Below are 19,962 nucleotides of genomic sequence, written 5' to 3' on the forward strand. Positions count from 1 at the left end.
CCCGGCCGGCGCGCGGGCACGCGCACGCGCCGCCGGCCGGGGCACCCGCGGGGGAGCTTGACCAGCACCGAGCAGCAACGCCGAGCGGCGACGCCGACCAGCAGACACGAGTAGGGGCCAGACAGCCATGACCGCGACCACCGAATCACCGCCACCCGCCTCCCCGCCGGGCGCCGAGCCCGGCTCCGGCCGCCGCGGCCTGCTGCGCCGCCGCAAGCCCGCCGGCGACAGCCAGACCCGGCTGGCCATCGGCCTGGTCGCGCCCACCATCGTGGTGCTGGCCGTGGTGATCGGCTACCCGGTGGTCGCCGCGATCGTCACCTCGTTCAAGAAGGACCAGTCGCTGCAAGGCGGCTTCTTCAACAAGGGCGGCGGCTTCGCCGGCTTCTCCAACTACAGCCACTGGCTGCTCCAGCACTGCGGCTCGGCCAAGTGCGCGCCGGGCACGCTGGGCAGCGAGTTCTGGGACGCGATCACGGTCACCGTGCTGTTCACGGTGATCACGGTGGTGATCGAGGTGGTGCTCGGCATGATGATGGCCCTGGTGATGAACCAGGTCTTCAAGGGCCGGGCGCTGCTGCGGGCCGCGGTGCTGGTGCCGTGGGCGATCCCGACCGCGGTCACCGCGAAGCTCTGGTACTTCATGTTCGCCTACGACGGCGTCGTCAACCATGTGTTCGGCACCCACGTGCTGTGGACCGACGGCCAGTGGGCCTCCCGGTTCGCGGTGATCACCGGTGACGTGTGGAAGACGACTCCCTTCGTGGCGCTGCTCGTGCTGGCCGGCCTCCAGGTCATCCCGGACGAACTGCACGAGGCCGCCCGGGTGGACGGGGCCGGCGCCTGGCAGCGGTTCTGGCGGATCACGCTGCCGCTGGTGCGGCCCGCGCTGCTGGTGGCGGTGCTGTTCCGGGTGCTCGACGTGCTGCGGATCTACGACCTGCCGGCCATCCTCACGCACGGCGGCGGCGGCACCGGCCACGCCACCACCACCGTGTCGATCCTGGTCGTCCAGCAGCTCCAGCAGGGCTACGGCGGCGCGTCGGCGCTGTCCACCCTCACGTTCCTGTTCATCTTCGCCATCGCCTTCGGCCTGGTGAAGCTCTTCAACGCGGACCTCATCCGCTCGACACAGCGGTCGGTGAAGTGACATGGCGACCACCACAGCCACCAGCACGGGCAGTTCGGACGCCCCGGTCGTCAACTCCCGCCCGCCCGGCCGGATCGGGCGCAGGGTCGGCCTCTACATCGGCGTGGCCGTCATCGCCCTGTGGTGCCTGGCGCCGTTCTACTGGATGGTCGTCACCGCCTTCCGGGACGTCGGCTACACCTTCGACACCACCCCGTGGCCGACGCACGTCACGCTGGACAACTTCCGTACCGCGTTCGACACCGGCCGCGGCAACCACTTCGGGCGGGCGCTGTTCAACAGCCTGTTCATCGGGGTGGCGACCACCGCGATCGCCATGGTGGTCGGCACCTTCGCCGCCTACGCGCTGGCCCGGCTGCACTTCCGCGGCAAGTTCCTGGTGCTCGGCACGGTGCTGGCCGCCGCGATGTTCCCCGGTGTGGCGCTGGTGACCCCGCTGTTCCAGCTGTTCACCAACATCCACTGGCTGGGCACCTACCAGGCGCTGATCCTGCCGGACATCTCCTTCGCGCTGCCGCTCACCGTGTGGATCCTGACCAGCTTCTTCGCGGAGATGCCGTGGGAGCTTGAGCAGGCCGCGCGGATCGACGGCTGCACGCAGGGCCAGGCGTTCCGGCTGATCATCCTGCCGCTGGCCGCGCCGGGTCTGTTCACCACCGCGATCCTGGTGTTCATCTCGTCGTGGAACGAGTACCTGCTGTCCAGCCTGATGTCGAACGGCAAGTCCGCGGTGCAGCCGGTGACCGTGGCGATCGCCAACTTCACCGGCGCGCAGCCGCACCAGGAGCCGTACACCGCCGTGATGGCGGCCGGCGCGGTGGTCACCGTGCCGCTGGTCATCCTGGTGCTGCTCTTCCAGCGCCGGATCGTCACCGGCCTGACCGCGGGCGCCGTCAAGTAGCCCAGCCCGCACCACCGTTACGACAGGAAGCAGCTCCACCGTGCCTCAGGACTCCACGCCCGCCACGACCACCGAGACGTCCGCCGCGTCCGCCGATTCCGGCGCGGCGGCACCCGGCGCCCGGCCCTGGTGGCGGGACGCCGTGATCTACCAGGTCTACCTGCGGTCGTTCGCCGACTCCGACGGCGACGGCATAGGCGACCTCGCCGGCCTGCGGTCCCGGCTGGACTACCTGGCCGGCCTCGGGGTGGACGGCCTGTGGCTCAACCCCTGCTACCCGTCACCCCAGGCCGACCACGGGTACGACGTGGCCGACTACACCGACGTCGAGCCGGCCTACGGCGACCTCGCCACGCTGGACGACCTGGTCGCCGACGCGCACGGCCGCGGCCTGCGGGTGCTGATGGACCTGGTGCCCAACCACTGCTCCAGCGCGCACCCGTGGTTCCGGGAGGCGCTGGCGGCGGCGCCCGGATCGGCGGAGCGGGCCCGGTTCATCTTCCGCCCCGGCCGCGGTGAGAACGGCGAACTGCCGCCGAACAACTGGCCGTCGGTCTTCGGCGGCCCGGCCTGGACCCGGGTCCCTGACCCGGACGGCACGCCGGGGGAGTGGTACCTGCACCTGTTCGACGCCGGCCAGCCGGACTTCGACTGGCGCAACGAGCAGGTGCAGCAGATGTTCGACGACGTGCTGCGGTTCTGGTTCGACCGCGGGGTCGACGGCTTCCGCATCGACGTCGCCCACGGCCTGTACAAGCACGCCGACCTGCCGGACTGGGACACCGCCCACTACAACCCGTACGCCTGGAACCAGCCGGACGTGCACGAGGTCTACCGGCGCTGGCGGCGGATCGCCGCCTCCTACGCCCCGGACCGGGAGTTGACGTTCGTCGGCGAGATCTGGGTGCCGACGGTCACCGACCTGGCCCGGTACCTGCGCCCCGACGAGCTGCAACAGGCCTTCTTCTTCGACCTGTTGATGCAGCCCTGGGACGCGGCGGGCTTCCGCGACTCCATCGACCGGGCGTTCACCGAGATCGGCGCCACCGGCGCGGCGATCACCTGGACGCTGGCGAACCACGACGTGCACCGGGCCGCGACCCGCTACGGCATCGTCCGGCCCGAGACCCCGCACGAGTCGGTGGACCTCCAGACCCGGTTGACCCGCCCGCGCGGCGAGGTCGACACCGACCTCGGGGAGCGCAGGGCGCGCGCCGCCGGGCTGCTGCTGCTCGCGCTGCCCGGCACGCAATACCTGTACCAGGGCGAGGAGTTGGGGCTGCCCGAGGTGCTCGACCTGCCCGACGAGGCCCGGCAGGACCCGACCTGGTTCCGCTCCGAGCACCACGACCCGGGCCGGGACGGCTCCCGGGTGCCGCTGCCGTGGACCACCAGGAGCGGCGACTTCGGCTTCTCCGGCCCCGCCGAGCCGACCGCGGCGCCCTGGCTGCCGCAGCCCGACTGGTTCGCCAAGTACGCGGTCGCCGAGCAGAACGACGACGCGGACTCGACGCTCTCGATGTACCGGCACGCGCTGCGAGTCCGCCGCGAGGCGTTCAGCGGCGCCGACGAGACGGTCAGCTGGCTGCCCGTCGAGGACCGCCCCGACGTGCTCGCCTTCCGCCGCGGGGACGTGACCTGCGTGGTCGCCTTCGGCACGGAGGCGGTGGCGCTGCCCGAGGAGTGGGGCGAGGTGCTGGCGTCGAGCGACGCGCTGGAGGGCCGCCGGCTGCCCGGCGACACGGCGGTGTGGCTGCGGGCCTGAGCGGCCCGTGGGCGGGGCCGCCGGTCGGCGGCGCCGCCCCCGGTCCCGGAGGTGCGCGGTCTGACCGCCGTCCACCCGCCTCAGCGGGTCGCCCGGCGGCAGGCCTCCACGTACGCGCGGACCAGCGGGCCCGGGCGCGTCGAGGCGGTCGGCGCGGGCCAGGCCAGGGCGAAGCGGCTCGGCGAGATGCCGGTGACCGGGCGGGTGGTGACCCCGCCCAGCGTGATCAGCGGGGCGTTGCCGGTCGCGAGCAGCACCACGCCGAGGCCCGCGACCAGCGCCTCGTACGTCTCCTCGGTGCTCGCCACCTCCGCGCCGATCCGCGCCGGCCGGCCGCCCCTGGCGTCGGTGGCCAGCCAGTAGTCCCGCAGCGGCCCGGCCGCCTCCGGCAGCGCGAGGAACGGCTCGTCCAGCAGCTCGGCGAACTCCACCGACTCGCGGCCGGCCAGCCGGTGGCCGTCCGGCATCGCGACGAGCCGCGGCTCCTCGGCGACCACCACGTACTCGTACCGCCGCTGGTCGGGCAGCGGCAGCCAGACGAAGGCGACGTCGCTGCCGCCGTCGGCGAGCCCGGCCGTCGGGTCCTGCCAGCCCACCTGCCGCAGCCGCAGCACCGCGTCCGGCATCGCCGCGGTGAACCGGGACCGGATCGCCGGCAGCAGCCCGCCGCGCCCCGGGCTGGTGCTCATCCCCACCACCAGCGTGGCTGCCTGCGCCGCCGTCGCCTCCTGCACCGCCCGCCACCCCTCGTCCCAGGCGGCGAGCACGGCCCGCGCGTGCGGCAGCAGCGCCTCGCCGGGCGCGGTCAGCGTGACGCCCTGCGGCTCGCGGGCGAACAGCGGCGTGCCCAACTGCCGTTCCAGCATCCTGATCTGCTTGCTGAGCGCGGGCTGCGACACGAACAGCCGCTCGGCGGCCCGGGTGAAGTGCAACTCCTCGGCCACCGCGACGAAGTACCGCAGATCGCGGCCGTGAACGTTCATGCCCTTCGGTTATCACCAAAGGTCTTGGACCGACAAGTTCCGGATCGCGCAGGCTGTACCCAGTCGCGGAACGCGGCCGGCGCCGGCGGACAGCAGGCGCGCTGACGAACTCGGGAGTATCACCATGAACAAGGTCTGGCTGGTCACCGGTGCGAACAGCGGCTTCGGCCGGGCGATCTCGGAGGCGGCGATCGCCGCCGGGGACGTGGTGGTCGCCGCGGCCCGCCGGGTGGACACCCTGGACGAGCTGGTCGCCGCGCACCCCGACCAGGTGGAGCCGCTGCGCCTGGACGTCACCGACATCGACGCGATCGGCACGGCGGTGAGCGATGTGGTCGCCCGGCACGGCCGGATCGACGTCCTGGTCAACAACGCCGGGCGCACCCACGTCGGCGCCTTCGAGGAGACCACCGACGAGGAGCTGCGGGCGCTGTTCGACGTGCACGTCTTCGGTCCCGCCGCGCTGGTCCGCGCGGTGCTGCCGGGCATGCGGGCCCGCCGCTCGGGGGCGATCGTGCAGATGAGCAGCATGGGCGGCCAGATGTCGTTCGCCGGCTTCTCCGCCTACAGCGGTACGAAGTTCGCGCTGGAGGGCATGACGGAGGCGCTGGCCGGCGAGGTCGGGCCGCTGGGAATCAAGACGCTGATCGTCGAACCGGGTTCGTTCCGCACGTCGTTGATGACCAACGGCAGCATCAGCGAGGAACTGCCCGACTACCAGGGCACGGTGGGCGCCACCCGGGAGATGATCGCGGCCGGCGACGGCGCCCAGGCCGGCGACCCGGCGAAGGCCGCCGCGCTGATCATCGAGGCGCTCGCCGCCGAGGACACCCCGCTGCACCTGCCGCTCGGCGAGGACGGGGTGAGCGCGGTGCAGGCCCACCTCGACCAGGTGCGGGACCAGGTCGCCACCTGGGAGAAGCGGACCCGCGCCACGGCCTTCGACGCGTAGCCGCTGCCGCTGGGCTTGGGGGATCGGCGCCGCCGTGGGGCTTCCGGTCCGTCTGCCGTGTGCCGGCCGTCATGGGCCGGCCGCGCAGTTCCTCGCGCCCCTTTGGAGCTTTACCGGGCGGGGTGTGCCGTGATGCCGGCCAGGACGAGGTCGATGCCGGCGAGGAACTGCTCGTGGTCGTCGTGGTCGCGGATCTGCTCCGCGAGCGCCCGGGTGAACGGGTACGCGTCGGGGTCGAGCTCCCGCCAGGCAGCGGACACGGTGCCGAGGAACGCGGCGCGGTCCACGCCGGGCCCGAGATCCCGGGCGCTCGCCGCGTTCGCGGCGTTCTGCCCGGCGGCGCCGAGGATGTAGTGCACCAGGACCGAGGTCGCGTGGAACCAGCCGGCCTCGGGCACGCCCAGCGCGCGCACGCGGCGGCCGATGCTCTCGTAGATCCGCGGTGCCACCGGGCCCCAGGGGTCGCGGGAGAGCTGCGCCGGGAGCTGGGTGGCGAGCCACGGGTGCGCGTCGATCGCGTCGAACAGGCCGAGCGCGACCGTGCGTATCTCGTCGCGCGGCGAGTCGGCGGAGCCCGCTGGGCCCGGTGCGCCCGGTGTGCTGTCGGGCGGGACGGCCAGCGCGGCGGCGACGACCGCGTCCGTCGCGGCCCGCAGCAGCTCGTCCTTGTTCGCCACGTGCCAGTAGATCGCCCCCGGTCCGGTGGCCAGCCGCTCGCTCAGCGCCCGGAACGTCAGCCCGCCCTCGCCCGCGGTGTCCAGCAGCCCGACGGCGGCCTCGATGATCCGCTCCCGGGAGAGCGCGTCCGTACGGCGCTGCGGCCGGCCTGTGCGCGGTGTCATGCCGCTATTTTGACATGACTGGAACGTTGTTCCAACATGGGGATGGAACGACGTTCCATAGCGACACCGCCGCGATCCCCGCGCACGACCGAAGGAGCCCGCCATAACCGCCACGGCCACTCCCGCCACGGACACCTCCGCCACGGACACCCACGTCACGATCATCGGCGCCGGACTCGGCGGCCTCACGCTGGCCCGCGTCCTGCACGTCCACCACATCCCCGCGACCGTCTACGAGGCTGAGCCCTCCGAGCGGGCCCGCACGCAGGGCGGCCAGCTCGACATGCACGAGCACAACGGGCAGGCCGCGCTCGCCGCGGCCGGCCTCACCGAGGAGTTCCGCGCGGCGATCCACGAGGGCGGCGAGGCCCTGCGGGCGCTCGCCCCGGACGGCTCGGTGCTGTACGAGGAGGCCGACGACGGCACCGGCGGCCGTCCCGAGGTGCTGCGCGGCGACCTGCGGCGGATCCTGCTCGACTCGCTGCCCGAAGGGACGGTCCAGTGGGGCCGCAAGCTCACCGGCGTCCGGCCGCTCGGCGGCGGGCGGCACGAGCTGACGTTCGCCGAGGGGCCCGCCGTGACCACCGGCCTGCTGGTCGGCGCGGACGGCGCCTGGTCGAAGGTCAGGCCGCTGCTGTCGGACGCCGTGCCCGCGTACGTCGGCACCTCGTACGTCGAGACGTACCTGTACGACGCCGACACCCGGCATCCGGCGGCCGCGAAGGCGGTCGGCGGCGGCGGGATGTTCTCGCTGCTGCCCGGCAAGGGCATCCAGGCGCACCGGGAGAGCGGCGGCACCCTGCACACCTACGTGGCGCTCAGCAAGCCGCAGGAATGGTTCGCCGGTGCCGACTTCACCGACCCGGCCGCGGCCACCGCGCTGGTCGCCCGGGAGTTCGACGGCTGGGCGCCGGAGCTCACCGCGCTGATCACCGACGGCGAGACCCCGCCGGTGCTGCGCCCGCTGCACGCGCTGCCGAACGGGCACCGGTGGGACCGGGTACCGGGCGTGACGCTGGTCGGCGACGCCGCCCACCTGATGATCCCCTCGGGCGAGGGCGCCAACCTGGCGATGTTCGACGGCGCGGAACTCGCCCGGTCCATCGCCGCCCACCCGGGCGACCCGGAGGCGGCACTCGCCGAGTACGAGCAGGCGATGTTCCCGCGCAGCGCCGAGGAGGCCGAGGAGGCCGTCCTGCTGTACGACCGGATGTACGGGCCGGCCGCGCCGCAGAGCCTGATCGACATGTTCACCGGGGCCGAGCAGACCCGTTGAGCGGCGGCCCGGCGACTGAGTCCCGGCGGATCGCCGCGCCTGGTCGGGCGGTGCGCCGGGGCCGGCGTGCCCGGTGAAGCAGGCCGGGCCCCGGCCGGTCTCAATCCGTCAGGGCGTCCGCTGCCGCCTGGGCCGCGAGCGTGCGGGGGTGGGTGGGGCCGAAGTGGGTGTGCCAGTCGGCGGCGGCGGAGGCGAGGTCTGCGGGGGAGGTCTGGATCGTGGCCAGCAGCGTACGGGCGCGCAACACCCGGGAGTGGACGGGGGAGTAGGCCGCGGCGCACTTCGACAGCGCCTCTTCCGCCGCCCGTTCGGCCTCTTCCGTGCGGCCGAGCCCGTGCAGCGCCTCCGCGCGGGCCAGCGCGGGGCCGCCGACCTGGCGGGGGTCGTCCGCGGGGAGCAGCTCCGCCTCGGCCAGCGCCTCGTCGAAACGCCCTTGCGCGTTCAGCGAGTTGACCAGGTTGAGCCGCAACGCGCTGACGAACTGGCCGCCCTGTCCCTCCCGCCGCTCCATCCGCGCCAGCGGCGCCCGCAGTTCGAGCTCCGCCTCGCCCGCGCGGCCCGACTCGGTCAGGGTGAAGGCGAGTCCGTTGGCCGCGGCGGCCGACAGGGTCAGCGCGTCCGCGGCGGCGCCCGTGTCGGCCAGCCGCCCGGCCGTCGCGAGCAGCGCCAGCGCCTCGCCCTCGGCCTCCCTGAACTGCCCGAGCACGGCGAGCTGCTGCACCCGGTTGGCCCGGCAGACCAGTACGGCCGCGCTCTCGGCGCCCCACTGCCGCGCCAGATCCGGCAGCATCGCGTCGTACGCCGCCAGCGCCTCGCGGTGCCGGCCCGCCTGGCCGACCGCGACCGCGTTCACCTGCCGGGCCATCGTCCGCACCAGGGCAACGGTGTGCCCGGCGTACGTGCCGCCGGCGCACTCCGCGAGCACGGCCTGCGTGTCGGCCGCCGCCTCCTCCGGCCGGCCGGCGACGGCGCGCCCCTCCGCCCGCCGCACGATGGCGAGCAGCGTCTGCGGATGCCCGGCGCCGAAGCGCCCCGAGCACTCGTCCACGGTGGCGTCGAACATGGCCGCGGCCTCGTCGCGGCGGCCGAGGCCGAGGACAGCGGCGGCGTACGCGAGCCGGGTGTCGTACAGCCGCGGGTCGTCGCCGGACAGTGCTGCCTGGCGGTCCAACAGCAGGGCGACGAGCTGCTGTTCGGCCTCCGTCGGCCGCCCCTCGGCGATCAGCCGCCGGGCCTGCTCCACCTCGTAGTCGACCGCGGCGACCCGCGCAGGACCCGGCCGGTCGAATCCCGTGCGGCGTGCCGCGCGCCTGCGCCCGGAAAAGATCCCCATCCCCGACTCCCCCCAAGACCAGGGGCGTTCGCCCCGGGCGATCGTAGCCCCGGGGCCCGCGCCTGAGGACCCGGGCCCCGGGCCGCCGCCCGGCGTGGTCAACGCCGGGCGGCGGTAGGGGTGTCGGGCGGGGATCACAGGCTGGGAATCAGCGGTGACCGTGGTGCGGTGGAGCGAGGCCCTGGTGCACGGCCGCGATCAGCTCGCCGTCGGAGGTGTCACCGTCGAGCGACCACATCATGGCGCCGCCCAGGTGCTGCTGCCGGATGTAGTCGGTCTTGGCCGACACCACCTGCGGGTCGTCGTAGGTCCAGAAGTTGGTGCCGTCGTACAGCCAGGCGAAGCCGTCGCGCGTGTCCCGGTGCACGGCGTAAGTGCCGGACTGCGCAAGCACCTTGAGCGCGTGGTAGTCCTCGTTGCCGGCCTGCCAGGTGGCGGGCGCCGGGCCGGTGGAGGGCTGGAAGAGGCCGGCCGTTCCGCCGTCGGGGACGCCGGTCCAGCCCTGCCCGTAGAACGGGATGCCGAGCACCAGCTGCTTCGCCGGTGCCCCGCGCCGCAGCCAGTCGCCGACCGCCTGGGTGTCGCTGAAGTCGTTGGGCACCGGCGAGCTGCGCGGCGCCTTGAGCGCCGACTGCTGGTTGGTGGTCGCCTCGTACGGGCCGTGGAAGTCGTAGCCCTGCACAGTGCCGAAGTCGAGGTAGCGGAAGATCTTGTTGGCCTCGAACCCGGCGTCGATCTTGGCCGGCGCGGCTGGCAGGAACGCGCTGAGGTCGTAGTGCTTGTGGGTGTGCCGGCCGTACGCGTCGAGCTGGCTGCGGAACTCGGCGGCCAGCGCGGTGAAGTTCTTCTTGTCCTCGGGCCGGTAGACGGTGTCCACGTCACCGGACGAGCCCGGCCACTCCCAGTCGATGTCCACGCCGTCGAACAGCCCGGCGGCCGAGCCGGGGCCGCCCTTGCCGTCGAGCAGCGGCAGGTTGCCCTTGATGAACATGTCCAGGCAGGAGGCGACAAGTGCCTTGCGGGAGGCGGGGGTTCTGGCCGCGTCGGAGATGTGGGTGGACCAGCTCCAGCCGCCGATCGAGATCAGCACCTTCAACTTGGGGTTGGCGGCCTTGAGTTCGCGCAGCTGGTTGAAGTTGCCGGCCAGCGGCTGCTCGGCGGTGTCGGCGGTGCCGTCGACCGAGCTCGCGGCGTCCAGCGGGCGCTGGTAGTCCGCCCAGGCGTCGCCCTCGCCCGGCACGTTGGCCTCGAAGCACTTGCCGTCGGCGCCGATGTTGGCGAAGGCGTAGTTGAGGTGGGTGAGCTTGGCGGCGGCACCCGAGGTCTGGACGTTCTTGACCTGGTAGTTGCGGGCGTAGACGCCCCACTGGGTGAAGTAGCCGACGCTGCGGTAGGCGGAGGAGGAGGGGGCGGGGGAGGAGTGGCCGCCGTGCCCGTCATGGGCCTGGGCGGCGCTGCCGCCGGTGACGGCGGGCAGCACGGCGACGAGGGAGAGGGTGGCGGCGGTGGCGGCCATACGGCCGAGGATTCTTCGACGCATGGCGGTGAAAGTATTGGCCTAGACCAATGCCGGTCAAGAGCTGGGACGCAACCGGCACCACCGCCGGTCCCATCATGTGCACGCTGACCGTAAACTCCCCGGGTGGACATACCCCCGCCGCCCTCGCCGTCGTCCCCCGACGACGCCCCGCCGCCCGGCGCACCCGCCGGGTCGCCGTACGGCGCGCCCGCAGGGCCGCCTCCGCCGCCCCCGCCGCCGTACAGCGGCGGGCAGCCGTCGTCCCCGCAGCCGCCGTACGGGCAGCAGCAGGGGCCGTACGAGCAGAAGCAGCCGCCGTACGACCAGGGCCAGTCCCCGTACGGGCAGCAGCAGCCGTACGAGCAGGCGTCCCCCTACGGCCCCGGCGCCCAGGGTGCGCCCGGCCCGTACGTGCCGCCCTACGCGGGCCAGGTGCCGGGCCAGGTGCCGCCGCAGTACGACGGCCAGGCCCCGTCCCCGTACGGTATGACGCCGTATCCCGGCCAGCCGCAGGGCTGGTTCGCGGTGCAGCAGACCACCAACGGGATGTCCATCGCCTCGCTGGTGCTCGGCCTGACCTGCGTCCCGGTTCTCGGCGTGATCTTCGGCATCGTCGGGCTGCGGCAGATCAAGCGCAACGGGCAGCGCGGCCGGGGCATGGCCATCGCCGGTGTGACGCTGAACGGCATCGGCACCATCTTTCTCGCGGTGGTGGTCACGCTCGCCGTGATCGGCGCGATGAACGAGGGCAACACCCAGGTCCGCGACCTCAACGCCGGGCAGTGCTTCAACACGGTGGGCGACAGCCTGTCCGACTACGGCAGGAGCGGCGCCCGTTCCACCTCGGTCGACGTGGTGGACTGCGAACGCGCCCACGACGCCGAGGCGTTCGACGTCTTCGAGATCGACTCCACGCCCGACGAGCCGTTCCCCGGTGTGGACGAGGAGTCCACGGTCGCGCAGCACACCTGCTCCACCGGCGCCCGCGACTACCTGGACGGCAAGTCGCCCCGGTCCGGCACCGGGCTGTACTTCTACCTGCCGCCCAAGAGCGGCTGGGAGCGGCACCAGCGCACGGTGATCTGCTTCTTCGGCTCCAAGGACGGCAAGGTGACCGGCTCGGAGAAGGACAACTCCGCCGATCCGGACGACAGCGGCGTGCCGACCGATCCGGGGGACCAGGGCACCCAGGGCGACGACGGGGACCCCGGCTTCGGAGTGTGACGCTCAGGGGATGACTTGCGATCGGGCACCGACGGTTGCCAAGCTGTCGCAGACAGTCAACCCCTGGGAGGGGCACGTGCCTTTCGGTGAGCAACCCGCCTACCTTCGCGTCGCCGACGACCTGCGGCGGAAGATCCTCGAAGGCCAGCTCCCGCCGCACGCCCGGCTGCCCTCCCAGGCCCGGATCCGTACCGAGTACGGCGTCTCCGACACCGTCGCGCTCGAAGCGCGCAAGGTGCTGATGGCCGAGGGCTTCGTGGAGGGCAGGTCGGGCTCCGGCACGTACGTGCGAGAACGGCCCAGGCAGCGGCGGATCATCCGCAGCGGGTACCTGCCGACCGCGCCGAGCCCGTTCCGCCAGGAGCAGGCCGACGAGGGCGTGAAGGGCACCTGGGAGTCGCGCAGCATCCAGGACACCGCGTCCGTGGACGTCGCGGCCCGGCTGCGGATCGAACCCGGCGACAAGGTGATGCGCACGCACTACCTGTTCCGCTCCGAGAGCGAGCCCGCGCTGCTGTCCACCTCGTGGGAGCCGCTGGCGCTCACCGGGCGTACGCCGGTGCTGCTGCCCGAGGAGGGGCCGGTCGGCGGGCAGGGCGTGGTCGCCCGGATGGCGGCGATCGACGTACGGGTGGACCACCTGACCGAGGAGGTCGGGGCGCGTCCCGGGCTCGCGGAGGAGACCGCGGCGCTCGGCGGGGTGCCCGGGCACATGGTGATCGAGATCCGGCGCACGCACTACGCCTCCGGACGGCCGGTGGAGACCGCCGACGTGGTGATCCCGGCGGAGAAGTACCGGGCGGTGTACGACCTGCCGGTGCGCTGACGCCTGCCGCTGGGCCTGGCGTCGGCGGGGCTTGGCGTCGGCTGGGCTTGGGGTCGGCGGGGCGGCGCCGGTGGACGCGGGGTGACGGAGCGTCGGCTTCTGGTCGAACAGGTGGCCGGATCAGTGCCTCTTCGTGTCATTGCGTACCCGCGCTGTGAAGTCCGGGCGTAGGGTCGGGCATATGCGCATCGCCGTTTCCTCGGACATGGATGAGCCGGTGGCCCGGCAGCTGACCGAAGAGCTGTGCCTCCGCGGCCATACGGTGCTCGGATTCGGCACGCTGGGTGACGGCGACCGGGCCGACTGGGCCTGGAGCGCCGAGGCCGCGGCCCGCGCGGTGGCGGCGGGCGAGGCCGACCAGGCGGTGGTCTGCTGCTGGACGGGAGCGGGCGCGTCGATCGCGGCGAACAAGGTCAACGGGGTGCGGGCGGCGCTGTGCGCCGACGCGTACTCGGCGCGCGGGGCGCGCGTATGGGCCGACGCGAACGCGCTGGCGCTGGCCTTGCGCACCCTGTCGCACGGGCTGCTCGCCGAGATCCTCGACGCGTGGTTCGACGCGGCGCCGAGCGAGAAACCCGACGACCGGCAGAACATGGCCCATGTGGGCGAGATCGAGGAGGACCAGGCCCGATGACGTCCGACCTCATATGGGTCCTGATCCGGCAGGACGCCGGAGGCCACGGCTACCGGGTCGGCCGGTACGCGACCCGCGCGGAGGCGGAACGGGTGGCGGGCATGCTCGACGGGCGGGGCCGGGCGCAGGAGCGGCGGTACGTGATCGAGCGGGTGGCACCGCGGGCGGTGCAGGCGTGAGCGGGAGAACGACGTGAAGGTAGTGGTCGGCGGGGCGGTCCTGCACGAGGGGCGGCTGCTCGCCGCCCGGCGGACGGCGCCGGCGCGGCTGGCCGGGCGGTGGGAGCTGCCCGGGGGCAAGGTGGAGCCCGGGGAGAGCGAGCGGAGCGCGCTCGTGCGCGAGCTGAAGGAAGAGCTCGGGGTGCTGGTCGAGCCGCTCGAACGGGTCCCCGGCGGGTGGGCGGTCTCGCCGGAGTACGTCCTCCACGTGTGGACGGCCCGGCTCCTCTCCGGCACGCCGGCCCCGCTCCAGGACCACGACGCGCTGCGCTGGCTCCTCCCCGCCCAAACCCCCGAAGTCAACTGGCTCCCCCAAGACCGCCCGGCCGCCCTCTGGTCCGCCGCCCGCCTCACGCCCTAGCGGCCCCGGCTCCCTTCTTGCGGCTCCCGCCGCTCCCGGCCTCGCCCGGTTTTCCAGGGGCGCGGGGCTGTTGCCGATGTGCGGCTCCGCCGCGTGGGCGCGATGTGCCCCGGGCATCGTCCCGTCCCGCTGCGCGGGTGCCCCCGGCTTCGCCGGTTTTTAGGGGCGCGGGGAACTGCGCCACCCGCCCCCACCGGCCGGCGGCCGGCCAACAACAGAGACTGCCCCTCTGGGGCCGGTGGTCAGGCGCGCCACCGTCGTGGCTTGTCGCGCAGTTCCTCGCGCCCCTTACGGGGCCCGTGCTCGCGCCCGCGCGGCGGTAGCCGCAGATCAGATACAGCCTCGCGCCCCTGACGGGGCCTGTGCTCGCGCCCGCGTGGCGGTAGCCGCGGATCAGAAACAGCGCCGCGCGCCTGAAAAGGACCGGCTCGGCCGGGAGCGTGCCGGGTGGGCGGGATGTGCCCCGGCGTCACCAGGGGCGCGGGGAACTGCGCCACCAGCGCCCACCGGGCGTCGGTCCGGGAACGGCAGCAGCTGCCCCTCCGGGGCGGTTGGGCGTGCGCGCCGCAGGCGAGGGGGCACTGGATGGGGGAATATCGGGTAGGAAGGGACAAATCCCTGTTAGTGGCCGGGTGAGAACCGGGCGGGAGAGCCGGGGGTGCGGGATGAGCCGGAGCGGCGGGCAGGGCGACGCGGCGTCCGGGCGCGCTCTCTCCGGGCAGGGGGAGCCCGCCGGGGCCGGGACGCTGCTCGACACCTTGCGCGTCGCCGTCGTCATGCTCGACACCTCAGGCCGCGTCCTGCTGTGGAGCCCCCTCGCCGAGGAGGTCCTCGGATGGGCCGGGGAGCACATCGTCGGCCGCCGGGTCGCCGGCCTGTTCGGAGCGCCCGCCGACGCACCCGGCGGGACGCCCGAAGCCGGGCTCGCCGAGGCGATCCTCGGGGAGCTGCTGCGCGGCGGCCGCTGGGACGGGATCCTGTCGCTGCGGCACCGCGACGGCCACACCGTCCACGTCGAGACCCGCGCCTCGCTGCTGGTCGACGGCGACGGCCGCCCCTTCGTCCTCGCCTCCATGGTGGAGACCAGCCGGCTGCGCACCCTGGAGCAGGACCTCGCCGCCCTGGACTCGCTCTTCGACTCCTCGCCGCTCGGCGTGGCCATCTTCGACCGCGACCTGCGCTACGTCCGCCTCAACGAGGCCCTGGCCGTGATGAACGGGATGCCCTCCGCGGACCACATCGGCCGTACCGTGGACGACATCCTGGCCCCCGACCTGGCCGGCACGATCACCGAGCTCCAGCGCCGGGTGCTGGCCACCGGAGAGCCGGTGATCGACATGGTCGCGGCGGCCAGGACCGGCGACGAGTACCGCTCGGTGTCCTACCACCGGCTGGTGGACCGGTCGGGCAACGTGCTCGGCGTGAGCGCCACCGTCATGGACGTCACCGAACGGGTGCACGCCGCCGAACGCGCCGAACGCGCCCGCGGCCGGCTCGCCCTGCTCAACGACGTCGGCTCGCGGATCGCCGGCCTGCTCGACGTCCGCCGCGGCGCCCAGGCGCTGGCGGAATCCCTCGTCCCGGCCTTCTGCGACTACTCCGCGGTGATCCTGCACTCCGACATGGCCGACGGCGGCGAGCTGCCCACGTCCCCGTACGGCGACGGCACCGTGATGCGCCAGTTCGGCATCGGCGAGAACCCCTCGCTACCGGACTCCGGCCGGATGCGGGGCCGTGGCCGCCCGATCGGCTTCGACCGCCGCTCGGTGTTCGGCACCGTGCTGGTCACCGGGCACGCGCGGCTGATCGGCAGGGAGGAGATGCGCGACCTCACCTTCCCCGGCGACCCGTACGTCGAGGCCGCCCTCGCACTGGGCGTCACCTCGATGGTGGTGGTGCCGGTCCGGGCCACCGGCGTCGCCCTCGGCCTGCTGCTGATCAGCCGCACCGCCGCCCGCGACCCGTTCGACGAGGACGACCTCGCGCTGGCCGGCGAGCTGGCCGACCGGGCCGGCGCCGCGCTGGACAACGCCAGGCTCTACGTCCGCGAGCGGGAGGGCGCGCTGATGCTCCAGCGCAGCCTGCTGCCGAACTCGGTGCCCTCCCCGCCCGGGGTGGCCGTCGCGTTCCGGTACGTGCCGGGCAGCAGCGCCGCGGAGGTCGGCGGCGACTGGTTCGACGTGATCCCGCTGGCCGGCGGCCGGGTCGCCTTCGTGGTCGGCGACGTGATGGGCCACGGCCTGGGCGCCGCGGCCACCATGGGCCGGCTCAGGACGGCGGTACGCAGCCTGGCGGGCCTGGACATGCCCCCCGAGGAGCTGCTGCGCCGGGTCAACGAGCTCGGCGACGACCTCGCGCAGAGCCAGGACGAGGGCTGGATGGCCACCGCCGTCTACGTCGTCTACGACCCCTCCACCCGGCGCTGCGTCATCTCCCAGGCCGGGCACCTGCCGCCGGTGCTGGTCGAGCACCAGGACGACCCGGAGGCATGCCGGGCCCGGGTGCTCGACCTGCCGCCGGGCGTGCCGCTGGGCGTCGGCGGCTTCCCGTTCGAGACCACCGAGCTGGACGTGCCCGACGGCTCGGTGCTGGTGCTCTACACCGACGGCCTGGTCGAGGCCCGCGGCCAGGACATCGGGGTCGGCATCGACCGGCTGCGGGAGATCATGTGCCACCGGGTGGTGTCCCTGGAGGACGCCTGCGACCAGCTGCTGGCCACCATGCAGCCGGGCAGCGAACCCGACGACGTGGCGCTGCTCATCGCCCGGCTCGGCGGGCTGCCGGCCGGCTCCACCGCCGAGTGGACGTTCCCGGCGGAGGCGGGCGTCGTCCGGCTGGCGCGCCGCCGGGTCCGTGACACCCTGGAGGAGTGGCGGCTGACCTCGTTGACGGACGTCACGGTACTGCTGGTGAGCGAGCTGGTCACCAACTCCCTGCGCTATGCGCACGGCCCGATCGGAGTACGGATGGTACGCGGCTCCTCACTGCTGGTGGAGGTCTCCGACCCGCTGCCCGACCCGCCGCGGGAGCGGATCGCGGGCGACGAGGACGAGGGCGGCCGCGGCCTGCAACTGGTCGCGCGCACCTCCCGCCGCTGGGGCACCCGGCACGGCCCGCAGGGCAAGACGGTCTGGTTCGAACTGGCGCTGCCGTGACCGGCCGCGCGGCTGCCGGGCCAATGGTTCACCCGTGCTGTGCCGGGTATGCCGAAGAGGTTGGAGCGACGGCTGCGACCGCGGTGACCCGGGCACGGTCCTCGTACGCCGGGAGCCGAGATGATGCTGTGATCGACAAGACCGTGTCCTGGAACGTCGTCATGCTGAATACTCGGCTCCAACCGGTCCATGTGTGCTGAGCTGGAGGGGTCGGGCAAGTGAGCGACATGCCAGCCGGGGCGGCATCGCCGTCCGGCGACGACGCGGACGCGGCGAACGCGGCGGTCTGGCAGTCGAGTCCGCCCGGCTCCATCTACGACTACATACGCGTCGCGTCCTTCTCGCTCGACGACGAGGGCCGGATCGACCAGTGGAGCGACCGGGCCGCCGAGTTCTTCGGGGTGCCCGCGGAGAAGGCGATCGGCCGCGACCCGGTGGCCGCCTTCGCCCCGCCCGACGTCCAGGTGCGCGCGCACGAACGGCTCGCGGAGATCATCGGCTCCGGCGAGCAGGGCAGCGGCCGGGAGTGGACCGGCCTGGTGCCGTTCCTCGACGCGGCCGGCGGCCAGGGCCTCGCCGAGGTCTACGTGATGCCCGCCGACCACGGGGCGCTGTGCGTCGCGGTGGACGTGGCCACGCTGCGGCAGATCGAGACCGATCTCGCCGCCTCCCAGGCGGTGTTCGGGCAGTCCCCGATGGGCTTCGTGCTCTTCGACAACCAGCAGCGGCTGATCCGGGTCAACGACCGCTTCGCCGCCGTCTTCGGCCGACCCACCGAGGACTACCGCGGCCGCGGCCCGCACGACTTCCTGTCCCGCGTCGAGGCCGACCGGCTGTCCGCCGCGCTGCGCCAGGTGCTGGAGACCGGCGAACCCGTCCTGGACATGCCGCTGGTCGGCACCGTGCCCGGCGACCCGCAGCGGCGCCGCTGGTCGATGTCGCTGTACCGGCTGCACAGCGGCACCGGCCGGCCGATCGGCGTCGCGGGCCTGGCCATGGACGTCACCGGCAGGCAGCGCGCCGAGCGCGAGGCCGCGCACGCCCGCCGCAACCTGGCACTGCTCAACGAGGCGGGCGCCCGGATCGGCACCTCGCTCGACCTGGAGACCACCGCACGCGAGCTGCTCGGCGTCGCCGTGCCGCACTTCTGCGACCTGGCCTCCGTCGACCTCTACCAGGCGTTGCTGTCCGGCGCCGAGGACCTGGCCGGCACCACCGACGGCAGCGGCGAGCTGCGCCGGGTGGCGTTCGCCAGCTCCGTGTCCGACGCCCCGGTGTCGATGGCCGGCGATGACGACGACACCTCCACGGAGCAGAGACCGGTGTCGGTGGGCTCCGTCCACCGCTACCGGTTCAGCTCGGCCAGCGCGCGCGCCCTGCGCACCGCCCAGGTCCAGGTGCTCGACGGCAACGGCGGGCAGGACCTGGGGGGCGCGCTGGTGCAGTCCACGCTGGTGGTGCCGATGGTGGCCCGGGACACCGTGCTCGGCCTGGTGCAGTTCTCCCGGGCCAAAGGCAGCGAGCCGTTCGTCGAGCGCGACCGGATGCTCGCCGAGGAACTGGCCGCCCGCGCCGCGATATTCATCGACAACGCCCGGCTCTACCGCCGCGAGCACGAACGCGCGCTGATCCTCCAGCGCAGCCTGCTGCCCCCCGACGACCCGGAGGCGGCCGGCCTCGACATCGCCTGCCGGTACCTGCCCGGCAGCATGGAGACCGAGGTCGGCGGCGACTGGTTCGACGTCATCGAACTCCCGGGCCACCGCACCGCGCTGGTGGTCGGCGACGTGATGGGCCGCGGCCTGCGCGCCGCCGTCGCGATGGGCGAACTGCGCACCGCCGTACGGACGCTGGCCATGCTCGACCTCGAACCGGCCGAGGTGCTCACCGCGTTGGACGAGGTCGCCAGGGGCCTGGGCGCCCCCTCCTCCGGCCGCGCCCGGCGGGTCAAGGAGCGCGACGACGACCTGGCCGAGGTCTACCTCGCCACCTGCGTCTACGTGGTCTACGACCCCGTCACCCGGCGCTGCACGATCGCCAACGCCGGCCATCTGCCGCCGGTCGTGGTCGAATCCGGGGAGTCACCGCTGCTGCTCGAAGTGCCCAAGGGCGTACCGCTGGGCGTCGGCGGCGAGCCGTTCGAGGAGATCGAGGTCGAGCTCGCCGAGGGCGCGCTGCTCGCCCTGTACACCGACGGCCTGGTGGAGTCCCGCAGCCTGCCGCTCGACGAGGGCCTGGACGCGTTCCGGGCCTCGCTCGACGGGCCGCCGCGACCGCTGGAAGACGTCTGCGACCACGTCCTGGCCACCCTGGACACCGCGCACGGCGAGGACGACATCGCGCTGCTGATGGCCAGGATCAGCGGCCTGCCCGCCGAGTCGGTCGGCGACTGGACGCTGCGCCCGCAGCCCACCTCGGTCGCCACCGCCCGCGAACTGGCCCGCGAGCAGCTGCTCACCTGGGACCTCGGCGACCTGGTCGACACCACCGAGCTGCTGGTCAGCGAGCTGGTCACCAACGCGCTGCGGCACGGCTACGGCGACATCAGGCTGCGGCTGCTGCTCGACCGCAGCCTGGTCTGCGAGGTCTGGGACAGCGCGCTGGTGCAGCCGCGCCGCCGCCGCGCCCGGGACACCGACGAGGGCGGCCGCGGCCTGCAACTGGTCACCATGCTCAGCGAGAGCTGGGGCAGCCGGCGCACCCACCGGGGCAAGACGGTCTGGTTCGAACTCGCCCTGCCCGGCGGGGAGTCCACCGGGCACAACAGCTCGACCGGGCCGTCGGTGGACGACCTGCTGAGCATGTACTGAGGGTCGGACGGCG

At 73.6% G+C, this 19,962-nt stretch carries 16 protein-coding genes; 12 read left to right on the forward strand and 4 right to left on the reverse strand.

The window, feature by feature from the left end:
* Positions 1 to 127: 127 nt before the first annotated feature.
* Genes ACQPW6_RS26490 through ACQPW6_RS26500 form a run of 3 tightly spaced genes read left to right on the forward strand, consistent with a single transcriptional unit; the run spans position 128 to position 3,816 of the window.
* Positions 128 to 1,150 carry a carbohydrate ABC transporter permease gene (locus tag ACQPW6_RS26490; RefSeq protein WP_433892180.1) on the forward strand — a complete coding sequence of 341 codons (1,023 nt, stop codon included), beginning with the start codon at positions 128 to 130 and terminating at the stop codon, positions 1,148 to 1,150.
* Between the two features lies 1 nt (position 1,151).
* Positions 1,152 to 2,051 carry a carbohydrate ABC transporter permease gene (locus ACQPW6_RS26495; protein ID WP_433892181.1) on the forward strand — a complete coding sequence of 300 codons (900 nt, stop codon included), beginning with the start codon at positions 1,152 to 1,154 and terminating at the stop codon, positions 2,049 to 2,051.
* 40 nt (positions 2,052 to 2,091) lie between these two features.
* Complete coding sequence (locus ACQPW6_RS26500) at positions 2,092 to 3,816, forward strand: glycoside hydrolase family 13 protein (protein ID WP_433892182.1); 1,725 nt, start codon at positions 2,092 to 2,094, stop codon at positions 3,814 to 3,816.
* Positions 3,817 to 3,896: 80 nt separating this feature from the next.
* Here ACQPW6_RS26500 and ACQPW6_RS26505 read toward each other — a convergent pair whose 3' ends face one another.
* Positions 3,897 to 4,799 (reverse strand): LysR family transcriptional regulator, encoded by a 903-nt coding sequence (locus tag ACQPW6_RS26505; RefSeq protein ID WP_433892183.1) that lies wholly within the window; start codon positions 4,797 to 4,799, stop codon positions 3,897 to 3,899.
* 124 nt (positions 4,800 to 4,923) lie between these two features.
* On the opposite strand from ACQPW6_RS26505, the gene ACQPW6_RS26510 reads away from it, so the two are divergent.
* Complete coding sequence (locus tag ACQPW6_RS26510; RefSeq protein ID WP_433892184.1) at positions 4,924 to 5,751, forward strand: oxidoreductase; 828 nt, start codon at positions 4,924 to 4,926, stop codon at positions 5,749 to 5,751.
* A 110-nt stretch (positions 5,752 to 5,861) separates the two neighbouring features.
* Here the strand turns inward: ACQPW6_RS26510 and ACQPW6_RS26515 are convergent, their stop codons facing one another.
* Positions 5,862 to 6,593 carry a TetR/AcrR family transcriptional regulator gene (locus tag ACQPW6_RS26515; RefSeq protein ID WP_433892185.1) on the reverse strand — a complete coding sequence of 244 codons (732 nt, stop codon included), beginning with the start codon at positions 6,591 to 6,593 and terminating at the stop codon, positions 5,862 to 5,864.
* Between the two features lie 103 nt (positions 6,594 to 6,696).
* Here ACQPW6_RS26515 and ACQPW6_RS26520 point away from each other — a divergent pair, with 103 nt between their 5' ends.
* Positions 6,697 to 7,869, forward strand: a complete 1,173-nt coding sequence (locus tag ACQPW6_RS26520; protein ID WP_433894669.1) for an FAD-dependent oxidoreductase — start codon at positions 6,697 to 6,699, stop codon at positions 7,867 to 7,869.
* A gap of 100 nt (positions 7,870 to 7,969) precedes the next feature.
* On the opposite strand, the gene ACQPW6_RS26525 is transcribed toward ACQPW6_RS26520, so the two are convergent.
* A complete protein-coding gene (locus ACQPW6_RS26525; RefSeq protein WP_433892186.1) occupies positions 7,970 to 9,202 on the reverse strand; it encodes a hypothetical protein in 1,233 nt (410 codons plus the stop codon).
* A 148-nt stretch (positions 9,203 to 9,350) separates the two neighbouring features.
* Positions 9,351 to 10,742: a glycoside hydrolase family 18 protein gene (locus ACQPW6_RS26530; RefSeq protein WP_433892187.1), complete on the reverse strand. Its 1,392-nt coding sequence runs from the start codon at positions 10,740 to 10,742 to the stop codon at positions 9,351 to 9,353.
* Between the two features lie 102 nt (positions 10,743 to 10,844).
* On the opposite strand from ACQPW6_RS26530, the gene ACQPW6_RS26535 reads away from it, so the two are divergent.
* The 7 genes from ACQPW6_RS26535 to ACQPW6_RS26565 all read left to right on the forward strand — a co-directional run bounded on the left by ACQPW6_RS26535 (position 10,845) and on the right by ACQPW6_RS26565 (position 19,949).
* Positions 10,845 to 11,945, forward strand: a complete 1,101-nt coding sequence (locus ACQPW6_RS26535; protein WP_433892188.1) for a DUF4190 domain-containing protein — start codon at positions 10,845 to 10,847, stop codon at positions 11,943 to 11,945.
* A gap of 76 nt (positions 11,946 to 12,021) precedes the next feature.
* Positions 12,022 to 12,771, forward strand: coding sequence for a GntR family transcriptional regulator (locus ACQPW6_RS26540; protein WP_433892189.1), 750 nt, complete (start codon positions 12,022 to 12,024; stop codon positions 12,769 to 12,771).
* 181 nt (positions 12,772 to 12,952) lie between these two features.
* Entirely contained in the window at positions 12,953 to 13,405 is a 453-nt protein-coding gene (locus ACQPW6_RS26545; RefSeq protein WP_433892190.1) for an RpiB/LacA/LacB family sugar-phosphate isomerase, read from the forward strand.
* Complete coding sequence (locus ACQPW6_RS26550; protein ID WP_433892191.1) at positions 13,402 to 13,584, forward strand: SPOR domain-containing protein; 183 nt, start codon at positions 13,402 to 13,404, stop codon at positions 13,582 to 13,584. The genes ACQPW6_RS26545 and ACQPW6_RS26550 overlap by 4 nt, the downstream gene beginning before the upstream one ends.
* 13 nt (positions 13,585 to 13,597) lie before the next feature.
* A complete protein-coding gene (locus ACQPW6_RS26555) occupies positions 13,598 to 13,984 on the forward strand; it encodes a (deoxy)nucleoside triphosphate pyrophosphohydrolase (RefSeq protein ID WP_433892192.1) in 387 nt (128 codons plus the stop codon).
* A 665-nt stretch (positions 13,985 to 14,649) separates the two neighbouring features.
* On the forward strand, positions 14,650 to 17,139 hold the full coding sequence (locus ACQPW6_RS26560) for a SpoIIE family protein phosphatase (protein ID WP_433892193.1): 2,490 nt from the start codon (positions 14,650 to 14,652) through the stop codon (positions 17,137 to 17,139).
* A gap of 227 nt (positions 17,140 to 17,366) precedes the next feature.
* Positions 17,367 to 19,949: a SpoIIE family protein phosphatase gene (locus tag ACQPW6_RS26565; RefSeq protein ID WP_433894670.1), complete on the forward strand. Its 2,583-nt coding sequence runs from the start codon at positions 17,367 to 17,369 to the stop codon at positions 19,947 to 19,949.
* Positions 19,950 to 19,962 lie beyond the last annotated feature (13 nt).

Source organism: Streptomyces sp. CA-111067, assembly GCF_050956065.1.
Lineage (GTDB): Bacteria > Actinomycetota > Actinomycetes > Streptomycetales > Streptomycetaceae > Actinacidiphila.